The organism is Pseudomonas sp. FA-1 (assembly GCF_056856075.1).
This window is the reverse complement of sequence record NZ_JBWXTH010000010.1, coordinates 132,380-148,500: the sequence shown is the minus strand read 5'-3', so window position 1 is coordinate 148,500 and position 16,121 is coordinate 132,380. Positions and strand designations below refer to the sequence as shown.

General features: G+C 65.6%; 15 protein-coding genes. 7 read left to right on the top strand and 8 right to left on the bottom strand.

What is annotated here, in order from left to right; translation table 11 throughout:
- Position 1 precedes the first annotated feature (1 nt).
- The 3 genes from trhO to AC1MHZ_RS18335 all read right to left on the bottom strand — a co-directional run bounded on the left by trhO (position 2) and on the right by AC1MHZ_RS18335 (position 1,987).
- Entirely contained in the window at positions 2-934 is a 933-nt protein-coding gene (trhO, locus tag AC1MHZ_RS18345; protein ID WP_084854904.1) for an oxygen-dependent tRNA uridine(34) hydroxylase TrhO, read from the bottom strand.
- A 218-nt stretch (positions 935-1,152) separates the two neighbouring features.
- Positions 1,153-1,449, bottom strand: a complete 297-nt coding sequence (locus AC1MHZ_RS18340; RefSeq protein ID WP_196145737.1) for a BolA family protein — start codon at positions 1,447-1,449, stop codon at positions 1,153-1,155.
- Between the two features lie 10 nt (positions 1,450-1,459).
- A complete protein-coding gene (locus AC1MHZ_RS18335; protein WP_084854902.1) occupies positions 1,460-1,987 on the bottom strand; it encodes a DUF2059 domain-containing protein in 528 nt (175 codons plus the stop codon).
- Between the two features lie 154 nt (positions 1,988-2,141).
- Between AC1MHZ_RS18335 and AC1MHZ_RS18330 the strand changes: the two genes are divergently transcribed.
- Positions 2,142-3,536, top strand: a complete 1,395-nt coding sequence (locus AC1MHZ_RS18330; RefSeq protein ID WP_084854901.1) for a class II fumarate hydratase — start codon at positions 2,142-2,144, stop codon at positions 3,534-3,536.
- A 152-nt stretch (positions 3,537-3,688) separates the two neighbouring features.
- On the opposite strand, the gene AC1MHZ_RS18325 is transcribed toward AC1MHZ_RS18330, so the two are convergent.
- On the bottom strand, positions 3,689-4,657 hold the full coding sequence (locus AC1MHZ_RS18325) for a DMT family transporter (protein WP_084854900.1): 969 nt from the start codon (positions 4,655-4,657) through the stop codon (positions 3,689-3,691).
- 196 nt (positions 4,658-4,853) lie between these two features.
- On the bottom strand, positions 4,854-6,347 hold the full coding sequence (pap, locus tag AC1MHZ_RS18320; RefSeq protein WP_084854899.1) for a polyphosphate:AMP phosphotransferase: 1,494 nt from the start codon (positions 6,345-6,347) through the stop codon (positions 4,854-4,856).
- A gap of 200 nt (positions 6,348-6,547) precedes the next feature.
- Here pap and mnmC point away from each other — a divergent pair, with 200 nt between their 5' ends.
- The 5 genes from mnmC (at position 6,548) to AC1MHZ_RS18295 (ending at position 13,925) form a co-directional block, all read left to right on the top strand.
- Positions 6,548-8,524 carry a bifunctional tRNA (5-methylaminomethyl-2-thiouridine)(34)-methyltransferase MnmC2/FAD-dependent 5-carboxymethylaminomethyl-2-thiouridine(34) oxidoreductase MnmC1 gene (gene mnmC / locus AC1MHZ_RS18315; protein WP_482966750.1) on the top strand — a complete coding sequence of 659 codons (1,977 nt, stop codon included), beginning with the start codon at positions 6,548-6,550 and terminating at the stop codon, positions 8,522-8,524.
- 142 nt (positions 8,525-8,666) lie between these two features.
- Positions 8,667-10,454, top strand: coding sequence for an N-acetylglutaminylglutamine amidotransferase (locus AC1MHZ_RS18310; RefSeq protein WP_084854897.1), 1,788 nt, complete (start codon positions 8,667-8,669; stop codon positions 10,452-10,454).
- Between the two features lie 3 nt (positions 10,455-10,457).
- Positions 10,458-12,200 carry an N-acetylglutaminylglutamine synthetase gene (gene ngg / locus AC1MHZ_RS18305; protein ID WP_368829850.1) on the top strand — a complete coding sequence of 581 codons (1,743 nt, stop codon included), beginning with the start codon at positions 10,458-10,460 and terminating at the stop codon, positions 12,198-12,200.
- Between the two features lie 179 nt (positions 12,201-12,379).
- Positions 12,380-13,561, top strand: coding sequence for an osmoprotectant NAGGN system M42 family peptidase (locus AC1MHZ_RS18300; RefSeq protein ID WP_084854895.1), 1,182 nt, complete (start codon positions 12,380-12,382; stop codon positions 13,559-13,561).
- A gap of 136 nt (positions 13,562-13,697) precedes the next feature.
- Positions 13,698-13,925, top strand: coding sequence for a YheU family protein (locus AC1MHZ_RS18295; RefSeq protein WP_084854894.1), 228 nt, complete (start codon positions 13,698-13,700; stop codon positions 13,923-13,925).
- Here the strand turns inward: AC1MHZ_RS18295 and csrA are convergent.
- Together csrA and AC1MHZ_RS18285 are read right to left on the bottom strand one after the other, a co-directional pair.
- On the bottom strand, positions 13,922-14,137 hold the full coding sequence (gene csrA, locus AC1MHZ_RS18290; RefSeq protein WP_084854893.1) for a carbon storage regulator CsrA: 216 nt from the start codon (positions 14,135-14,137) through the stop codon (positions 13,922-13,924). The genes AC1MHZ_RS18295 and csrA overlap by 4 nt on opposite strands.
- 117 nt (positions 14,138-14,254) lie before the next feature.
- On the bottom strand, positions 14,255-14,587 hold the full coding sequence (locus AC1MHZ_RS18285) for a YnfA family protein (RefSeq protein WP_084855136.1): 333 nt from the start codon (positions 14,585-14,587) through the stop codon (positions 14,255-14,257).
- A gap of 161 nt (positions 14,588-14,748) precedes the next feature.
- Between AC1MHZ_RS18285 and AC1MHZ_RS18280 the strand changes: the two genes are divergently transcribed.
- The gene (locus tag AC1MHZ_RS18280) at positions 14,749-14,901 is read left to right on the top strand and encodes a DUF3309 family protein (RefSeq protein WP_084854892.1); all 153 of its coding nucleotides are present in this window, start codon (positions 14,749-14,751) and stop codon (positions 14,899-14,901) included.
- 5 nt (positions 14,902-14,906) lie between these two features.
- On the opposite strand, the gene AC1MHZ_RS18275 is transcribed toward AC1MHZ_RS18280, so the two are convergent.
- On the bottom strand, positions 14,907-16,121 hold the full coding sequence (locus AC1MHZ_RS18275) for a hypothetical protein (RefSeq protein ID WP_143515164.1): 1,215 nt from the start codon (positions 16,119-16,121) through the stop codon (positions 14,907-14,909).

Here is a 16,121-nt window from a genome sequence, read left to right as displayed (position 1 = left end):
GTCAAGCCTCGGCTTTGTAGTTGTAACCGATCGGGTGAGGCAGGTTGCGCGCCTTGGCCAGCTCGATCTGCTTCTGCCGGTCGATGGCGCTGCGCCGGGTCTTCTCGCTCAGGCTGTCCCAGCAATGCGGGCAGCTGATGCCTGGCGAATAGTGTTCGGACGCACGGTCCTCCACGCTGATCGGGTGGCGGCAGGCATGGCACTGGTCGTACTCGCCCTCGGTCAGGTCATGGCGCACCGTGACGCGGTTGTCGAAGACGAAGCAGTCGCCGTCCCAGAGGCTTTCTTCCTGAGGCACTTCCTCGAAGTATTTCAGGATGCCGCCCTTAAGATGATAGACCTCCTCGAAGCCTTCACCGAGCATGTAGCTGGAGGCTTTTTCACAGCGGATACCGCCGGTGCAGAACATCGCAACCTTCTTGTGCCGGCTGGGGTCGAAGTTGGCCTTGATGTACTCGGGGAACTGGCGGAAGGTCTCGGTCTTGGGGTCGATGGCGCCCTTGAAGGTGCCGATGGCCACTTCGTAGTCGTTGCGGGTGTCGATCAGCAGCACCTCGGGGTCGCTGATCAGGGCATTCCAGTCCTTGGGCTCGACGTAGGTGCCGACCTTGTGGTTCGGGTCCACGCCCGGCACGCCCAGGGTGACGATCTCTTTCTTGAGCTTGACCTTGGTGCGGTAGAACGGCTGTTCGTCGCAGTAGGATTCCTTGTGGTCGATGTCCACCAGGCGCGGGTCGTTGCGCAGCCAGGCGAGCAGACCATCGATGCCTTCACGGGTGCCCGAGACGGTGCCGTTGATGCCTTCGAGGGCCAGCAGCAAGGTGCCTTTGACGCCGTTGTCGACCATGGTCTTGAGCAGCGGCTCGCGCAGCTCGACGTAGTCTTCCAGGGTGACGAACTTGTACAGCGCCGCCACGACGATAGCTTGGGTCATGAATCGATTCTCCAGGTGGTCGCCCTCGTAAGGGGCGGACCGGGTTCTACACAAAGCATGGGGGCTGCTGCGCAGCCCATCGCCGGCAAGCCGGCTCCCACAGGTTCGGCGCAGCCATCAAGCGCTGCACTGTACCTGTGGGAGCCGGCTTGCCGGCGATGGGCCGCGCAGCGGCCCCCAGGGAATGTCGCGGATTGTATCAGAACGACCGAAAGGATTCAGTGCCCGCCGCCGGCGCACACCGGCGAGGCCGGTGCGACACCGACCGCCGCCCATTCCTCCGGGGTATAGGTGTGGATGGCCAGGGCATGGATCTGTCCCATCAGCTCACCCATGGTGGCGTAGACCTTCTGGTGGCGCTTGACGCTGTTCAACCCGGCGAACTGCTCGCTGACCAGCACCGCCTTGTAGTGGGTCTCCTGGCCACGGCTGTGCATGTGGCTTTCGTTGTGCACTTCAAGGTGCTGCGTGGCCAGCGGCGCCAGCTGCTGTTCGATGCGTTGCTGCATGCTCATCGGGCGTTACTCACTTCTTCGCGGGTGCGGCCTTGCCGGCGTTGGGGTCCAGTTCCTTGGTCATGTCGTCGAGCAGCTTGTTGACCACAGGCACCGCAGGCTCGAGCTTGGCCTGGGTCATCTGGGCCGACTGCTGGGTGACCTTGGGCATCTCGCGCATGACCTTGCGGCCCAGCGGCGACTCGTAGAACTTGACCAGGTCCTTGAGCTCGGCCTCGGTGAAGGTGTCGGTGTACAACTTGACCATGTCCGGCTTGATCTTGTTCCAGCCGATGGCGTTGTCCAGGGCGGCGTTGGCCTTGGCCTGGTAGCTCTCCAGCACGGCTTGCTTGGAGGTCGGCGCCTTGGTCTGGGCGAAGCGCTGGGCGAACATCTGCTGGACCTGCATGTAGACCGGGGTGCCCAGCTTGTCGGCGTTGGCCAGGGTCAGGAATTTTTCCGCGGCGGCGTTGTGGCTGGCGGTGGCGGCCAGGACCTGGCCACTGGCGAAGGCCAGGGTAACGGCAGCGGCGGCGCAAAGGGCACGGAGACGGGTCATTGCATTTCCTTCAAGAGAGGGAGGGGTTACCTCAGAGAAGAGCATTCTGCGCCGCAGCGGGCACAGTGCTCAAGTGGCGCGACGAGCGACGGAACCGCTCTGTCGATTCAAGGCCTAAACTGCGGTTTCGGACAGACAAAGGAGTGAACGCAGTATGAGCCGTATCGAGACAGACAGCCTGGGCCCGGTCGAAGTTCCAGAGGACGCCTACTGGGGCGCGCAGACCCAGCGTTCGCTGATCAACTTCGCCATCGGCAAGGAGCGCATGCCCCTGGCCGTGCTGCACGCCCTGGCCCTGGTCAAGAAGGCCGCCGCGCGCGTCAACGACCGCAACGGCGACCTGCCGGCGGACATCGCCCGGCTCATCGAGCAGGCTGCCGACGAAGTGCTCGCCGGTGAACATGACGACCAGTTCCCGCTCGTCGTCTGGCAGACCGGCAGCGGCACCCAGAGCAACATGAACGTCAACGAGGTGATCGCCGGCCGCGCCAACGAGCTGGCCGGCAAGGGTCGAGGCGGCAAGACGCCGGTGCACCCGAACGACCACGTCAACCGCTCCCAGAGCTCCAACGACTGCTTCCCCACCGCCATGCACATCGCCGCCGCCCAGGCGGTGCACCACAAGCTGCTGCCGGCGATCGCCGAGCTGTCGGCAGGGCTGGCGGAACTGTCGGCGCGTCACCAGCACCTGGTCAAGACCGGCCGCACCCACATGATGGACGCCACCCCCATCACCTTCGGCCAGGAGCTGTCGGCGTTCGTCGCCCAGCTCGACTACGCCCAGCGGGCGATCCGCGCCAGCCTGCCGGCGGTGTGCGAACTGGCCCAGGGCGGGACTGCGGTGGGCACAGGCTTGAATGCCCCGCACGGGTTCGCCGAGGCCATCGCCGCGGAGTTGGCAGCGCTGTCGGGCCTGCCCTTCGTCACCGCACCGAACAAGTTCGCCGCCCTCGCCGGCCATGAGCCGCTGACCACCCTGGCCGGCGCCCTCAAGACCCTCGCCGTGGCCCTGATGAAGATCGCCAACGACCTGCGCCTGCTCGGCTCGGGCCCCCGGGCGGGGCTGGCCGAGGTACGCCTGCCGGCCAACGAGCCGGGCAGCTCGATCATGCCGGGCAAGGTCAACCCGACCCAGTGCGAGGCGCTGTCGATGCTGGCCTGCCAGGTGCTGGGCAACGATGCCGCCATCGGCTTTGCCGCCAGCCAGGGGCACTTGCAACTGAACGTGTTCAAGCCGGTGATCATTCATAACCTGCTGCAGTCGATCGAGCTGCTGGCCGATGGCTGCCACAACTTCCAGCAGCACTGCGTGGCGGGCATCGAACCGGACGCCGAGCAGATGGCCGCGCACCTGGAGCGGGGGCTGATGCTGGTGACGGCGCTGAACCCGCATATCGGCTACGACAAGGCCGCGGAGATCGCCAAGAAGGCCTATAGCGAAGGCAAGACGTTGCGTGAGGCGGCGCTGGAGCTGAAGTACCTGACCAACGAGCAATTCGACCAGTGGGTGAGGCCGGAGAACATGCTGGCTCCGGGGGCCAAAGGCTGATCCTCAAATACACGCATGCCCCCTGTAGGAGCGGCCTTGTGCCGCGATCGGGCGCGAAGCGGCCATAGACCCTGCTTGCACGGCACTCCTGGCAGAACGCGGGTCGCAGGTTTTACGGCCGCTTCGCGCCCGATCGCGGCACAAGGCCGCTCCTACAAGAGGGCGCGTGCGCGCATTCTGGCCCGTCGCGCACGCCACCCGGCCACCAAGGAAGGTCCCAGGGCCACCAGCGCCGAGCCCAGCACCACCGTCACCGCCCCCACATATCCCAGGGCATTGATGTCTTCGGCATGCACATACGCCGGCCACAACCAGGCCGCCAGCGCCACTGCGACGAAGGTCACCAGCGGCGTCAGCGCCAAGGTCGCGCTCACCCGCGAAGCTTCCCAATGGGCCAGCGCCTCGGCGAAGGCGCCATAGGCCACCAGGGTGTTGAGGCAGCACGCCAGCAACAACCACCCCTGCAGCGGGCTCAACTGCAGTGCTTCCAGTGGATGCACCCAGGGCGTGAGCAGCACCGCGCAGCACAGATAGATCACCATCATCACCTGCTGCGAATGCCATACCGTCAGCAGTTGCTTCTGGCTCAGGGCGTAGAACACCCAGATGCTGGTGGCCAGGATGATGGTCAGCACGCCGGTGGTGTAGGTGCCCAGCGAGGTCAGCAGTTCTTCCAGGCGTTGGTTGAAGAACAGGCCGAAACCGGCCAGCAGTACCAGCAAGCCCATGCCCTGCCCCAGGCTGAAGCGCTCCTTGAACACGAACACACTGGCCACCAGCAGCAATACCGGGCCGAGCTGTACCACCAGTTGCGCGGTACCGGGACTGAGCAGGTTGAGCCCGACCAAGTACAGAACGTAGTTGCCCACCAGCCCGCACACGGCCACCGCCACCAGGCCATAGCCCTTGCGCCCCAGCTTGTCGAACGAGGGCAGGCGCCGGTTGGCCGCGAGCCAGGCGAACAGCAGGCCGCCCGACACCAGCAGGCGGTACCAGGTGACGGTCATCGGGTCCATCACCTGCAGGACCTGCTTGAGCTTGATCGGCAGGATGCCCCAGAGCAGCGCGGTCAGAAGTGCCAGGAACAGGCCATAGACCCAGCGTCCGGAAGAAATGTGCATAGCGTCCTCGAATCAGGCCCATGGGAAGGGTGCGGAAATTCTACGGGGTTTGGAGTATCGGGCTGGGGAAAAGTGGCGGGAAAATAATTCATCGGGTTATTCCGGGGAGGCATGGGTGCCTGTCATGCCCCAATCGCCGGCAAGCCGGCTAGAGGCACCGTAGTACCTGTAGGAGCCGGCTTGCCGGCGATTGGGCCTACTTCTTGTCTTTGGCGAACGCCGCCTCCAGCGCCTGGTTGATCGTCCTGAGCACCTTCACCCGCGCCCAACGCTTGTCGTTGGCTTCCACCAACGTCCATGGCGCGATCTCGGTGCTGGTCCGGTCGACCATGTCCCCCACCGCCTCGGCATACACCTCCCATTTGTCGCGGTTGCGCCAGTCCTCCTCGGTGATCTTGTAGCGCTTGAAGGGGATCTGCTCGCGCTCCTCGAAGCGCTCCAACTGGGTCTGCGGGTCGATCGCCAGCCAGAACTTGACCACCACCACGCCGGCATTGGTCAGCTGTTCCTCGAAGTCGTTGATCTCGCCGTAGGCACGCATCCAGTCGGCCGGCGTGCAGAACCCCTCGACCCGCTCCACCAGCACCCGGCCATACCAGGAGCGGTCGAAGATAGTGAACTTGCCGCGCGCCGGGATATGGCGCCAGAAACGCCATAGGTACGGCTGGGCGCGTTCCTCCTCGGTGGGCGCGGCCACCGGTACGATGCGGTACTGGCGGGGGTCGAGCGCGGCCGCCACGCGGCGGATCGCCCCACCCTTGCCTGCCGCGTCGTTGCCTTCGAATACCGCCACCAGGGCGTGCCGACGCATCTGCTTGTGGCGCAGCAGGCCGGCCAGGCGCGCCTGCTCGGTCACCAGTTGTTCTTGGTAGTCGGCCTTGTCCAGGCGCCGGCTCAGGTCCAGGGCACCGAGCAGGCTCTTCTGGTCGATGCTGCGGCCCAGCGGGGCCACGTTGCCCTGGTGCTTGGTGCTCGGTGCGCTGGCCAGCGCGGCCTGCAGGCTCTCCAGCAGAATGCGCCCCACCGCCAGGCTGCGGTAGTACGGGTCGACGCCCTCGATCACGTGCCAGGGCGCATAGTCACGGCTGGTGCGGCGCAGCACGCGCTCGCCGAAACGCACGAAACGGTCGTAGGTCTGCGACTGTTGCCAGTCCAGTGGGCTGATGCGCCAGCTGTGCAGCGGGTCGTCCTTGAGCGCCTTGAGCCGGGCCTTCATCTGCTTCTTGGACAGGTGGAACCAGAACTTGATGATCAGCGCACCTTCATCGCAGAGCATCTGCTCCAGGCGCTCGGCACCGGTGATGGCCTGGTCGAGCACGGCGTCCTTGAACAGGCCGTGCACCCGCCCCTGGAGCATCTGGCTGTACCAGTTGCCGAAGAACACGCCCATCCGCCCTTTCGGCGGCAGGGCCCGCCAGTAGCGCCAGGCCGGGGGGCGGGCCAGTTCTTCGTCGGTCTGCTGGTCGAAGGTGCGCACCTCGATCAGGCGCGGGTCCATCCATTCATTGAGCAACTTGACCGTCTCGCCTTTGCCGGCACCTTCGATGCCGTTGATCAGCACGATCACCGGGAAGCGCGCCTGCTGCTTGAGTTCGTACTGGGCCTCGAGCAGCGCCTCGCGCAACGCGGGCACTTCGGCGTCGTACGCCTCCTTGTCGATGCTGTGTCCTATTTCGGCGGATTCGAACATGGGTGGCCTTGGCTCCTTCAATGGATAAGCAAGACTAGCGGATTGCGCGCCAGGCTTCAGGTATCAATCGCCCCCATAAGCGCTGAATGTGTGGGCGCAACTGTCTTGAGTTGCTTGCTCCGGCGATTGGGCCGGTACAGCCAGCGAAAAACCGCCAGATGCCTTAAAATCGCCGCCTTTCACCGCAACCCGAGCCACCCATGCCTGACATCACCCACGCCCAGATCGACTGGGACGACCAGGGCCGCCCCCATTCGCGCCAGTACGACGACGTCTACTTCTCGAAGAACGAAGGCGTGGAGGAAACCGAGCATGTGTTCCTCGAACAGAATCGCCTGCGCGAGCGCTTCGCCAACCTCGCGCCCGGCACCTGCCTGGTAATCGGCGAAACGGGCTTTGGCACCGGCATGAACTTCTACAGCGCCTGGCAGCTGTTCGCCGAACACGCGCCCCCCGAAGCGCGCCTGCACTTCGTCAGCGTCGAGAAATACCCGCTGACCCGTGATGACCTGGCCCGTGCCGTGCAGTTGTGGCCGCACCTGGCGCCCTATTGGCGGCCACTGCTGGAGCAATACGTGGCGGTACATGGCGGTTTCCAGCCGTTCAGCTTCGAAGACGGCCGCGTCACCCTCACCCTGCTGGTCGGCGATGTGCTCGAACAGCTGCCCCAGCTCGATGCGCCAGTCGATGCCTGGTTCCTCGACGGCTTCGCTCCGGCCAAGAACCCCGACATGTGGACGCCGGAGCTGTTCGCGCAACTGGCCCGGCTTTCCCGCCCGGGCACCACCCTCGCCACCTTCACCACCACCGGCTGGGTACGCCGCGCCCTGATCGCTGCCGGCTTTGCCATGCGCAAGGTGCCCGGTATCGGCAAGAAGTGGGAGGTGATGCACGGCGAGTTCCAGGGTTGGCCGGCCGAGCAACCGCTGCCTCCGGGCATTGCACCCTGGTACGCCCGCCCCACCCTGCCCCAGGGCCCACGCCAGGCCCTGGTGATCGGCGCAGGCCTGGCCGGTAGCGCCACGGCCGCGAGCCTGGCCGCCCGTGGCTGGCAGGTCAGCGTGCTGGAGCGCCACGACGCGCCGGCCCGTGAAGCCTCGGGCAACCCCCAGGGCGTGCTGTACCTGAAGCTTTCGGCCCATGGCACGGCGCTGTCGCAGATGATCCTCGCCGGCTTCGGCTACACCCGGCGCTGGCTGCAACGCTTGCAGCCCGGCCAGGACTGGGACGCCTGCGGTGTACTGCAGCTGGCCTTCGACGACCAGGAAGCCCAGCGCCAGGCCAAGCTAGCCGAAGCCTTCGACAGCAGCCTGCTGCAGGTACTCGACCAGGCCCAGGCCGAAGCCGTGGCCGGCGTGGCATTGCCGACCGGCGGGCTGTTCTACCCCGAAGGTGGCTGGGTCCATCCACCCGCGCTGTGCCAGGCGCAGTTGCGCCACCCGAACATCCGCTTGCTGACGCACCGCGAGGTGATCGAGCTGCGCAAGGTCGATGGCCAGTGGCAAGCCTGGGATGGCCAACGCCTGCTGGCCAGCGCACCGGTGGTGGTGCTGGCCGGCGCCGCCGAGGTGCGCCGCTTCGACGCCTGTAGCGCGCTGCCGCTCAAGCGCATTCGTGGGCAGATCACCCGGCTGCCGGCTACCGAGGCCAGCCGAGCGCTGCGCACCGTGGTCTGCGCCGAGGGCTACGTGGCACCGCCACGGGGCGACGAGCACACGTTGGGCGCAAGCTTCGACTTCCATAACGACGACCTGACCCCGACCACCGCCGAGCACCAGGGCAACCTGGCGCTGCTGGACGAGATCTCCACCGACCTGGCGCAGCGGCTGCACACCGCTGAGCTTGACCCTGAGCAGCTGCAAGGCCGGGCGGCGTTTCGCTGCACCAGCCCCGACTACCTGCCGATCGTCGGGCCGGTGGCGGAAGCGCAAGCGTTCGCCGAGGCGTATGCGGTGCTGGCCAAGGATGCCCGCCAGGTGCCAGACACACCCTGCCCGTGGCTGGATGGGCTGTATGTGAACAGCGGCCATGGGTCGCGGGGTTTGATCACCGCACCGCTCTGCGGCGAACTGGTCGCGGCCTGGGTGTGCGGCGAACCGTTGCCAGTGCCTCGGGCAGTGGCAGAAGCATGCCATCCGAACCGGTTTGCGTTACGCCGGTTGATTCGCGGTCGATAATCCAAGTTTGAGATCGGCGGCGCACGATCTCACAGCCTATATAACAGATCGATCTAAAACTCTCACAATCCCCATGGGTCAGTTCCTTATGTGCCTCATTTCGGAGGCACATATTCCCCAACGGCAAAACCGGTAAGGACCTATGTGCGGATTAGCAGGAGAGTTACGTTTCACCCCCATCGACCAAGCCCCTCGCCCGGCGGACCTCGCCGCGGTGGAGCGCATCACCCACCACCTGGCACCCCGAGGCCCCGACGCCTGGGGCTTCCATAGCCAGGGCCCGATCGCCCTCGGCCATCGACGCCTGAAGATCATGGACCTGTCCGACGGCTCGGCCCAGCCGATGATCGACAACACCCTGGGCCTGTCGCTGGCCTTCAACGGCGCCATCTACAACTTCCCCGAGCTGCGCGAAGAGCTGCAAGGCCTGGGCTACAGCTTCTTCTCCGACGGCGACACCGAAGTGCTGCTCAAGGGCTACCATGCCTGGGGCGCGGCACTGCTGCCCAAGCTCAACGGCATGTTCGCCCTGGCCATCTGGGAGCGCGACAACCAGCGCCTGTTCCTGGCCCGCGACCGCCTCGGGGTCAAGCCGCTATACCTGTCGCGCAACGGCGAGCGCCTGCGCTTCGCCTCGAGCCTGCCGGCCCTGCTCAAGGGCGGCGACATCGACCCGGTTATCGACCCGGTGGCGCTCAACCACTACCTCAACTTCCATGCCGTGGTCCCCGCGCCGCGCACCCTGTTGGCCAACGTGCAGAAGCTCGAGCCCGGCACCTGGATGCGCATCGACCGCCATGGCGAAGTGCAGCGCGAGACCTGGTGGCAACTGCACTACGGCCCGCACCCCGACGAACAGCAGCTGGACCTGGATGACTGGACCACCCGCGTGCTCGACGCCACCCGCGACGCCGTCGCCATTCGCCAGCGTGCGGCAGTGGATGTCGGCGTGCTGCTCTCCGGCGGCGTCGACTCGAGCCTGCTGGTGGGCTTGTTACGCGACGTCGGCGTGGACGACCTTTCGACCTTCTCCATCGGTTTCGAGGACGCCGGAGGCGAGCGCGGCGACGAGTTCCAGTACTCTGACCTGATCGCCCGCCACTACGGCACCCGCCACCACCAGTTGCGCATCGACGAGCGCGAGATCATCGAACAGCTGCCCGCGGCGTTCCGTGCCATGAGCGAGCCGATGGTCAGCCATGACTGCATCGCCTTCTACCTGCTCTCGCGGGAAGTGGCCAAGCACTGCAAGGGTGTGCAGAGCGGCCAAGGCGCCGACGAGCTGTTCGCCGGCTACCACTGGTACCCACAGGTCGACGGCGCCGAGGATGCCTACACCGCCTACCGCGAAGCCTTCTTCGACCGCAGCCACGCCGAATACCGCGACACCGTCCAGGCCCCTTGGCTGCTGGAGACCGACGTGGCCGGCGAGTTCGTCCGCGAGCACTTCGCCCGCCCCGGCGCCAGCGAGGCGGTGGACAAGGCCCTACGCCTGGACAGCACGGTGATGCTGGTGGACGACCCGGTCAAGCGCGTCGACAACATGACCATGGCCTGGGGCCTGGAAGCGCGTACGCCGTTCCTGGACTACCGCCTGGTGGAGCTGTCGGCACGTATCCCGGCCCGCTTCAAGCTGCCCGACGGCGGCAAGCAGGTGCTCAAGGCTGCGGCGCGGCGGGTCATCCCCCATGAGGTGATCGACCGCAAGAAGGGCTATTTCCCGGTGCCCGGCCTCAAGCACCTGCAAGGCGCCACCCTGGACTGGGTGCGCGAACTGCTGACCGACCCGAGCCAGGACCGTGGCCTGTTCAACCCAGCGATGCTCGACCGCCTGCTGAGCAACCCACATGGCCAGCTGACGCCGCTGCGCGGCTCGAAGCTGTGGCAGCTGGCGGCCCTGAACCTGTGGCTCAGCGAACAAGGAATCTGACCGATGAAAGCCCAAACAGCCTATGGCCAACGCCTGCTCCGCGGACAAGCGCCCTCCTACGAGCGCCTGCAGGCGCGCCTGGCAGGCGACGGCAGCGAACCCCACGACCAGCCGCGCGCTGTGCACTGCGGCTGGGGTCGCCTGTTGATCGGCCACACCTACCCGGACCCGGCGGTGCTGGCCGAGGCGCTGCTGGACGAGCACCCCGGCGAACGTGACATCGCCCTCTACGTGGCGGCCCCGCAACAGTTGCTGGCGCAAGCGCCGCAACAATTGTTCCTCGACCCCTCGGACACCTTGCGCCTGTGGTTCACCGACTACCGCCCGGCGCAACGGGTATTCCGCGGCTTTCGTATCCGCCGCGCCCAGGCCGAAGCCGACTGGCAGGCGATCAACGCACTCTACCAGGCCCGCGGCATGCTGCCGGTCAACCCTGACCTGCTCACACCGCACCACCTGGGTGGCCCGGTGTACTGGTTAGCCGAGGACGAAGACACCAACGCGGTGATCGGCAGCGTCATGGGCCTGAACCACAGCAAGGCCTTCGACGACCCCGAACACGGCAGCAGCCTGTGGTGCCTGGCGGTGGACCCGCAATGCAGCCGCCCAGGCGTTGGCGAGGTGCTGGTGCGCCACCTGATCGAACACTTCATGAGCCGTGGCCTGGCCTACCTGGACCTGTCGGTGCTGCACGACAACCGCCAGGCCAAGCGCTTGTACAAGAAGCTGGGCTTTCGCAACCTGCCCACCTTCGCCGTCAAGCGCAAGAACGGCATCAACCAGCAGCTGTTCCTTGGCCCTGGCCCGGAGGCCAAGCTCAACCCTTATGCCCGCATCATCGTCGACGAGGCCTTCCGGCGTGGCATCGAGGTGCAGGTGGACGATGCCGCCGTGGGTCTGTTCACCCTCAGCCTGGGCGGGCGGCGGGTGCGTTGTCGCGAGTCGCTGAGCGACCTGACCAGCGCCGTGACCATGACCTTGTGCCAGGACAAGCGCCTCACCCAGCATGTCCTGCACAATGCCGGGCTGAGGGTGCCGGTGCAGCAGCTGGCCGGCAATGCCGACGACAACCTGGCGTTTCTCGAAGAGCACGGCGCGGTGGTGGTCAAGCCGGTCGATGGCGAGCAAGGCCAGGGCGTGGCGGTCAACCTGACCACCCACGAAGAGATCAGCCAGGCGATCGAGCAGGCCCGCCGCTTCGACAGCCGAGTGCTGCTGGAAAGCTTCCACCCGGGGCTGGACCTGCGCATCGTGGTCATCGGCTTCGAAGTGGTGGCAGCGGCGATCCGCCACCCCGCCCAGGTGGTGGGTGACGGCGAGCACAGCATCAAGGCACTGATCGAGGCCCAGAGCCGTCGGCGCCAGGCCGCCACGGGCGGGGAAAGCCGTATCCCGCTGGACGAGGAAACCGAGCGCACCCTGCGCGCCGCAGGCCTGGGGTACGACAGTGTGCTGCCGGCCGGCCAGCGCCTGGCAGTGCGGCGTACCGCCAACCTGCACACCGGCGGCACCCTGGAAGACGTCACCGAGCGCCTGCACCCCGTGCTCGCCGATGCAGCGGTGCGCGCGGCCCGGGCCCTGGATATCCCGGTGGTGGGCCTGGACCTGATGGTGCGCGATGCCGAGCACCCGGACTACGTGATCATCGAGGCCAACGAACGGGTCGGCCTGGCCAACCACGAACCGCAACCCACGGCCGAGCGTTTCATTGACCTGTTGTTCCCCCATAGCCGGGCGCTGGTCTGAGCGACGCCGTACCGGCCCAATCGCTGGCAAGCCGGCTCCCACAGGGCGCACGCCAGCGCTCGGAAACAATTGCTCCCACTGGTATCGCGATGTCTCTGAAACAACGCAGCCCAGGTGGGAGCCGGCTTGCCGGCGATGGGGCACCACCCCATTCACTGACCCAGAACGGAGGCCAGGACATGTCCGACCGACATCCCGAACCCGATCTCGACTACCTCAAGCGCGTGCTCCTGGAAATGCTCGCCATCCCCAGCCCCACCGGCTTCACCGACACCATCGTGCGCTACGTGGCCGAGCGCCTGGAAGAGCTGGGCATCCCCTTCGAGCTGACCCGCCGCGGCACCATCCGCGCCACCCTCAAGGGCCGACAGAACTCGCCGGACCGCGCCGTCTCGGCGCATGTCGACACCATCGGCGCCAGCGTGCGCCAGTTGCTGGACAACGGCCGCCTTGCCCTGGCCCCGGTGGGCTGCTGGTCCAGCCGCTTCGCCGAGGGGAGCCGGGTGAGCGTGTTCACCGACACCGGCGTGTTCCGTGGCAGCGTGTTGCCGCTGATGGCCAGCGGGCACGCCTATAACACCGCGATCGACCAGATGCCGATCACCTGGGAGCATGTGGAAGTGCGCCTGGACGCCTACTGCACCACCCGCGCCGACTGCGAGGCCCTGGGGCTGGCCATCGGTGACTTCGTGGCCTTCGACCCGCTGCCGGAGTTCACCGAAAGCGGCCATATCAGCGCTCGTCACCTGGACGACAAGGCCGGCGTGGCGGCGCTGCTGGCCGCACTCAAGGCCGTGGTGGAAAGCGGCCGCCAGCCGCTGATCGACTGCCACCCGCTGTTCACCATCACCGAGGAAACCGGTTCCGGCGCCGCCGGGGCCCTGCCCTGGGATGTCAGCGAGTTCGTTGGAATCGATATCGCGCCGGTGGCGCCGGGCCAGGCGTCCAGCGAACATGCGGTGAGCGTGGCCATGCAGGACTCCTCCGGCCCTTACGACTACCACCTCTCGCGCCACTTGCTGAAACTGGCCGGTGACCACGACCTGCCGGTGCGCCGCGACCTGTTCCGCTACTACTTCAGCGATGCCCATTCGGCCGTGACCGCAGGCCACGATATCCGCACCGCGCTGGTGGCCTTCGGTTGCGATGCCACCCACGGCTATGAGCGTACCCATATCGACAGCCTGGCGGCCCTGAGCAAGCTGCTGGCCAGCTACCTGCTGAGCCCGCCTGTGTTCGCCAGCGACTCGCACCCGGCCAACGCCTCCCTGGAGCGCTTCAGCCACCAGCTGGAGCACGAGGCGCAGATGGAAAGCGAGACGCGCGTGCCGCCGGTGGACAGTTTGGTGGGGAGGTCTTGAGAAGAGAGGCGCCTGGGAGAACGGGCGGCGCTCGGTCTCCCAGGCGCTAAAGCAACTGCGCCGGACACCTTAAACCCGCTACAGCTTTGCATCAATCTATGGGAGCATGCCGCTTCCCAGCCAAGACCGTGCGACCATGCTGATCCCCTACGACCAACTCGAAGCCGATACCCTGACCCGCCTGATCGAAGACTTCGTCACCCGCGACGGTACCGACAATGGCGACGACACCCCCCTCGAAACCCGCGTGCTGCGGGTGCGCCAGGCCTTGGCCAAGGGGCAGGCGTTCATCCTCTTCGACCTGGAGAGCCAACAATGCCAGCTGCTGGCCCGGCATGAGGTGCCCCGGGAACTGCTCGACTAGGTGTTCCTGGCCCGGCGCCCAGGCCGGCAGGCGCCCTCTTCGTTTGCCTGGTTGGCCTTGATGCGCCGGTACACCTCTTCCCGATGCACCTGCACCTCGTGCGGCGCGCTGATGCCGAAGCGAACGGCCTTGTCCTTGGATGACACTACCTTGATGTAGATGTCATCGCGAATGACGATGCCTTCTCCAATATCGCGTGTGAACACCAGCATGCTCCGATCCTCCAACCCAACGGAAAACCAGAGACTGCCTGGGGTACATTCGGCCGCACAATGCATCGACCAGTATTTAGATACTTCCTACACAATGCGGTAATTTTCCCTACAAATTCAGCCTTGTTGCAGGCGCGGACCGAATACGATGAGGGTCGCCCCCAGCACGCACAACAACGCCCCCAGCCAGTCGCTGCCCAGCGGCCTGGCACGCTCCACCAGCGCCAGCCAAAGCAGCGAAGCGACGATGTAGATTCCACCGTAGGCGGCATAGGCACGGCCGGCATAGGCCGCTTCGACACGGGTCAGGATCAAACCGAAGAGCATCAGGCTGGCCAGCGCCGGCACCACCCACCAGGCACTCTTGCCCAGGCGCAGCCACAGGTACAAGGCGTAGCAGCCACCGATCTCGAACAGCGCGGCGGTAAAGAACCAGACGTAGTTGATCACCCAGGCACCCTGCCAGCGAAAAGACGCCAGCATACCTGAGGGGCGCGCCGGGGCAAGCGCCGCACCATCCGATGGAATCTTTCCCCTGGCGCGCCAGTCGGAATGATCAAGAGGCCAGCCTTTCCGAGCCCTTAACCCTCGAACAACGCAAGGACTCCGCCATGACCACGATCCTCATCATCATCCTGATCCTGCTGCTGATCGGCGGCTTACCGGTCTTCCCCCATTCGCGCAGCTGGGGCTATGGCCCGTCCGGCATCATCGGTGTGGTACTGGTGATCCTGCTCATATTGCTGCTCCTGGGCATGATATGAGCCCGCTAGAGCACTTCAGCATCGAAGAGCAGGGTAACGCCCCCTCGGTAGGTGCCCGGCGGTTTCTGGAGCATGGATGCTACCCATGACTCCCTGATCCAGAAATGCACTGTACCGGGCAAAGCACTGGTCGCCGAGTCCGGTACAAGCCTCATGCGGCGGCCGGTATTAGCGTGAATTCTCATCCGCTGCACTGGCCCATTGTTGTACTTCACACCTGCAGGGAGCGACATCGCCAGGTCCAGCACAACCCCTTCCCCATTTTGATGGTTCTTGAGCGTGCAAAAGCCCGATCCGCCCAGCGGATACTCGCAGGCTGCATATACGGTGAACGGGCCGGATGTGGTCAACCGAAACGAAAGGTCCCGGGCCAGTTGCGGTGGGACACGCCCACCCGGCCAGGCCAACCATCCGCCTGGCGGCTCGAGCACGGCCCGGTCGGAGCCGGGCGGGAAATCCACCTTCAGCTCGTGGCGCAGATCCACCTCGAAATCGATCGTCAAGCTATTGCCAAGCCGATCGACTCCCTCGCCGAAATCAATGTCGGCACCGACGCCCCCCACGGTGAATGTCATGCTTCCTCGGTATATGCCCGACGCAACCTTGGTCGGCGAGGGCAAGCTCAGCTTGTAGCCAATACCCGTTCGACTTACGAGCGATTCCCTCCAATCACCGATGCTGCCCAGTGAACTGCTGGAATAGCAGTATTTACCACTCACGAACTTCCACTGAAAAACGCCTCCAAGCCCCGCAGGCGGCAGTGGAGCACGGGCAACGCTGCAGTTACGAACATCGTATGTGGCGATCGGGCTGTTGTTTTGCACCGGGCTGGCGGCCGTCACGACTGCATACTGGCTGACATGGGTGATCTCGAACACCAGGTCCAAAACCTCGTTGCCTCCCTCGCGTCGCACTTGCAGGGTGCGTGGCGGCGGGACCCTGACATAGTATTGATCGCGCGTGCCCGCATCCTTCTTGGAGATTTTGTAATAGGTGCCGAACGGCAGGTCCACTGCATTTTCCGATGCACTTTTGCACAATGCCGACCAAGTACGGCATATCCACTCATTGGACGAGCCGAACCGCGCATACTGGTTGCCGACGTCGGCCCGATAGCGTGCGCCGATGGTAACGTCGGCTGCCTGCGCCGTCGGCAGCAGGCCCAGTACGAGCCAGGCGACAGCAGCGCGTACGGTTGCGGGCAGGTAACACAATCGCAT

Bases quoted from the DNA above. Each gene is read 5' to 3' on its own strand.
- AC1MHZ_RS18275 (WP_143515164.1), bottom strand. From the start codon at position 16,121: ATGCGATTGTGTTACCTGCCCGCAACCGTACGCGCTGCTGTCGCCTGG.
- AC1MHZ_RS18340 (WP_196145737.1), bottom strand. From the start codon at position 1,449: ATGAGCATGCAGCAACGCATCGAACAGCAGCTGGCGCCGCTGGCCACG.
- trhO (WP_084854904.1), bottom strand. From the start codon at position 934: ATGACCCAAGCTATCGTCGTGGCGGCGCTGTACAAGTTCGTCACCCTG.
- mnmC (WP_482966750.1), top strand. From the start codon at position 6,548: ATGCCTGACATCACCCACGCCCAGATCGACTGGGACGACCAGGGCCGC.
- AC1MHZ_RS18335 (WP_084854902.1), bottom strand. From the start codon at position 1,987: ATGACCCGTCTCCGTGCCCTTTGCGCCGCCGCTGCCGTTACCCTGGCC.
- ngg (WP_368829850.1), top strand. From the start codon at position 10,458: ATGAAAGCCCAAACAGCCTATGGCCAACGCCTGCTCCGCGGACAAGCG.
- AC1MHZ_RS18295 (WP_084854894.1), top strand. From the start codon at position 13,698: ATGCTGATCCCCTACGACCAACTCGAAGCCGATACCCTGACCCGCCTG.
- AC1MHZ_RS18330 (WP_084854901.1), top strand. From the start codon at position 2,142: ATGAGCCGTATCGAGACAGACAGCCTGGGCCCGGTCGAAGTTCCAGAG.
- csrA (WP_084854893.1), bottom strand. From the start codon at position 14,137: ATGCTGGTGTTCACACGCGATATTGGAGAAGGCATCGTCATTCGCGAT.
- AC1MHZ_RS18325 (WP_084854900.1), bottom strand. From the start codon at position 4,657: ATGCACATTTCTTCCGGACGCTGGGTCTATGGCCTGTTCCTGGCACTT.
- pap (WP_084854899.1), bottom strand. From the start codon at position 6,347: ATGTTCGAATCCGCCGAAATAGGACACAGCATCGACAAGGAGGCGTAC.
- AC1MHZ_RS18280 (WP_084854892.1), top strand. From the start codon at position 14,749: ATGACCACGATCCTCATCATCATCCTGATCCTGCTGCTGATCGGCGGC.
- AC1MHZ_RS18310 (WP_084854897.1), top strand. From the start codon at position 8,667: ATGTGCGGATTAGCAGGAGAGTTACGTTTCACCCCCATCGACCAAGCC.
- AC1MHZ_RS18300 (WP_084854895.1), top strand. From the start codon at position 12,380: ATGTCCGACCGACATCCCGAACCCGATCTCGACTACCTCAAGCGCGTG.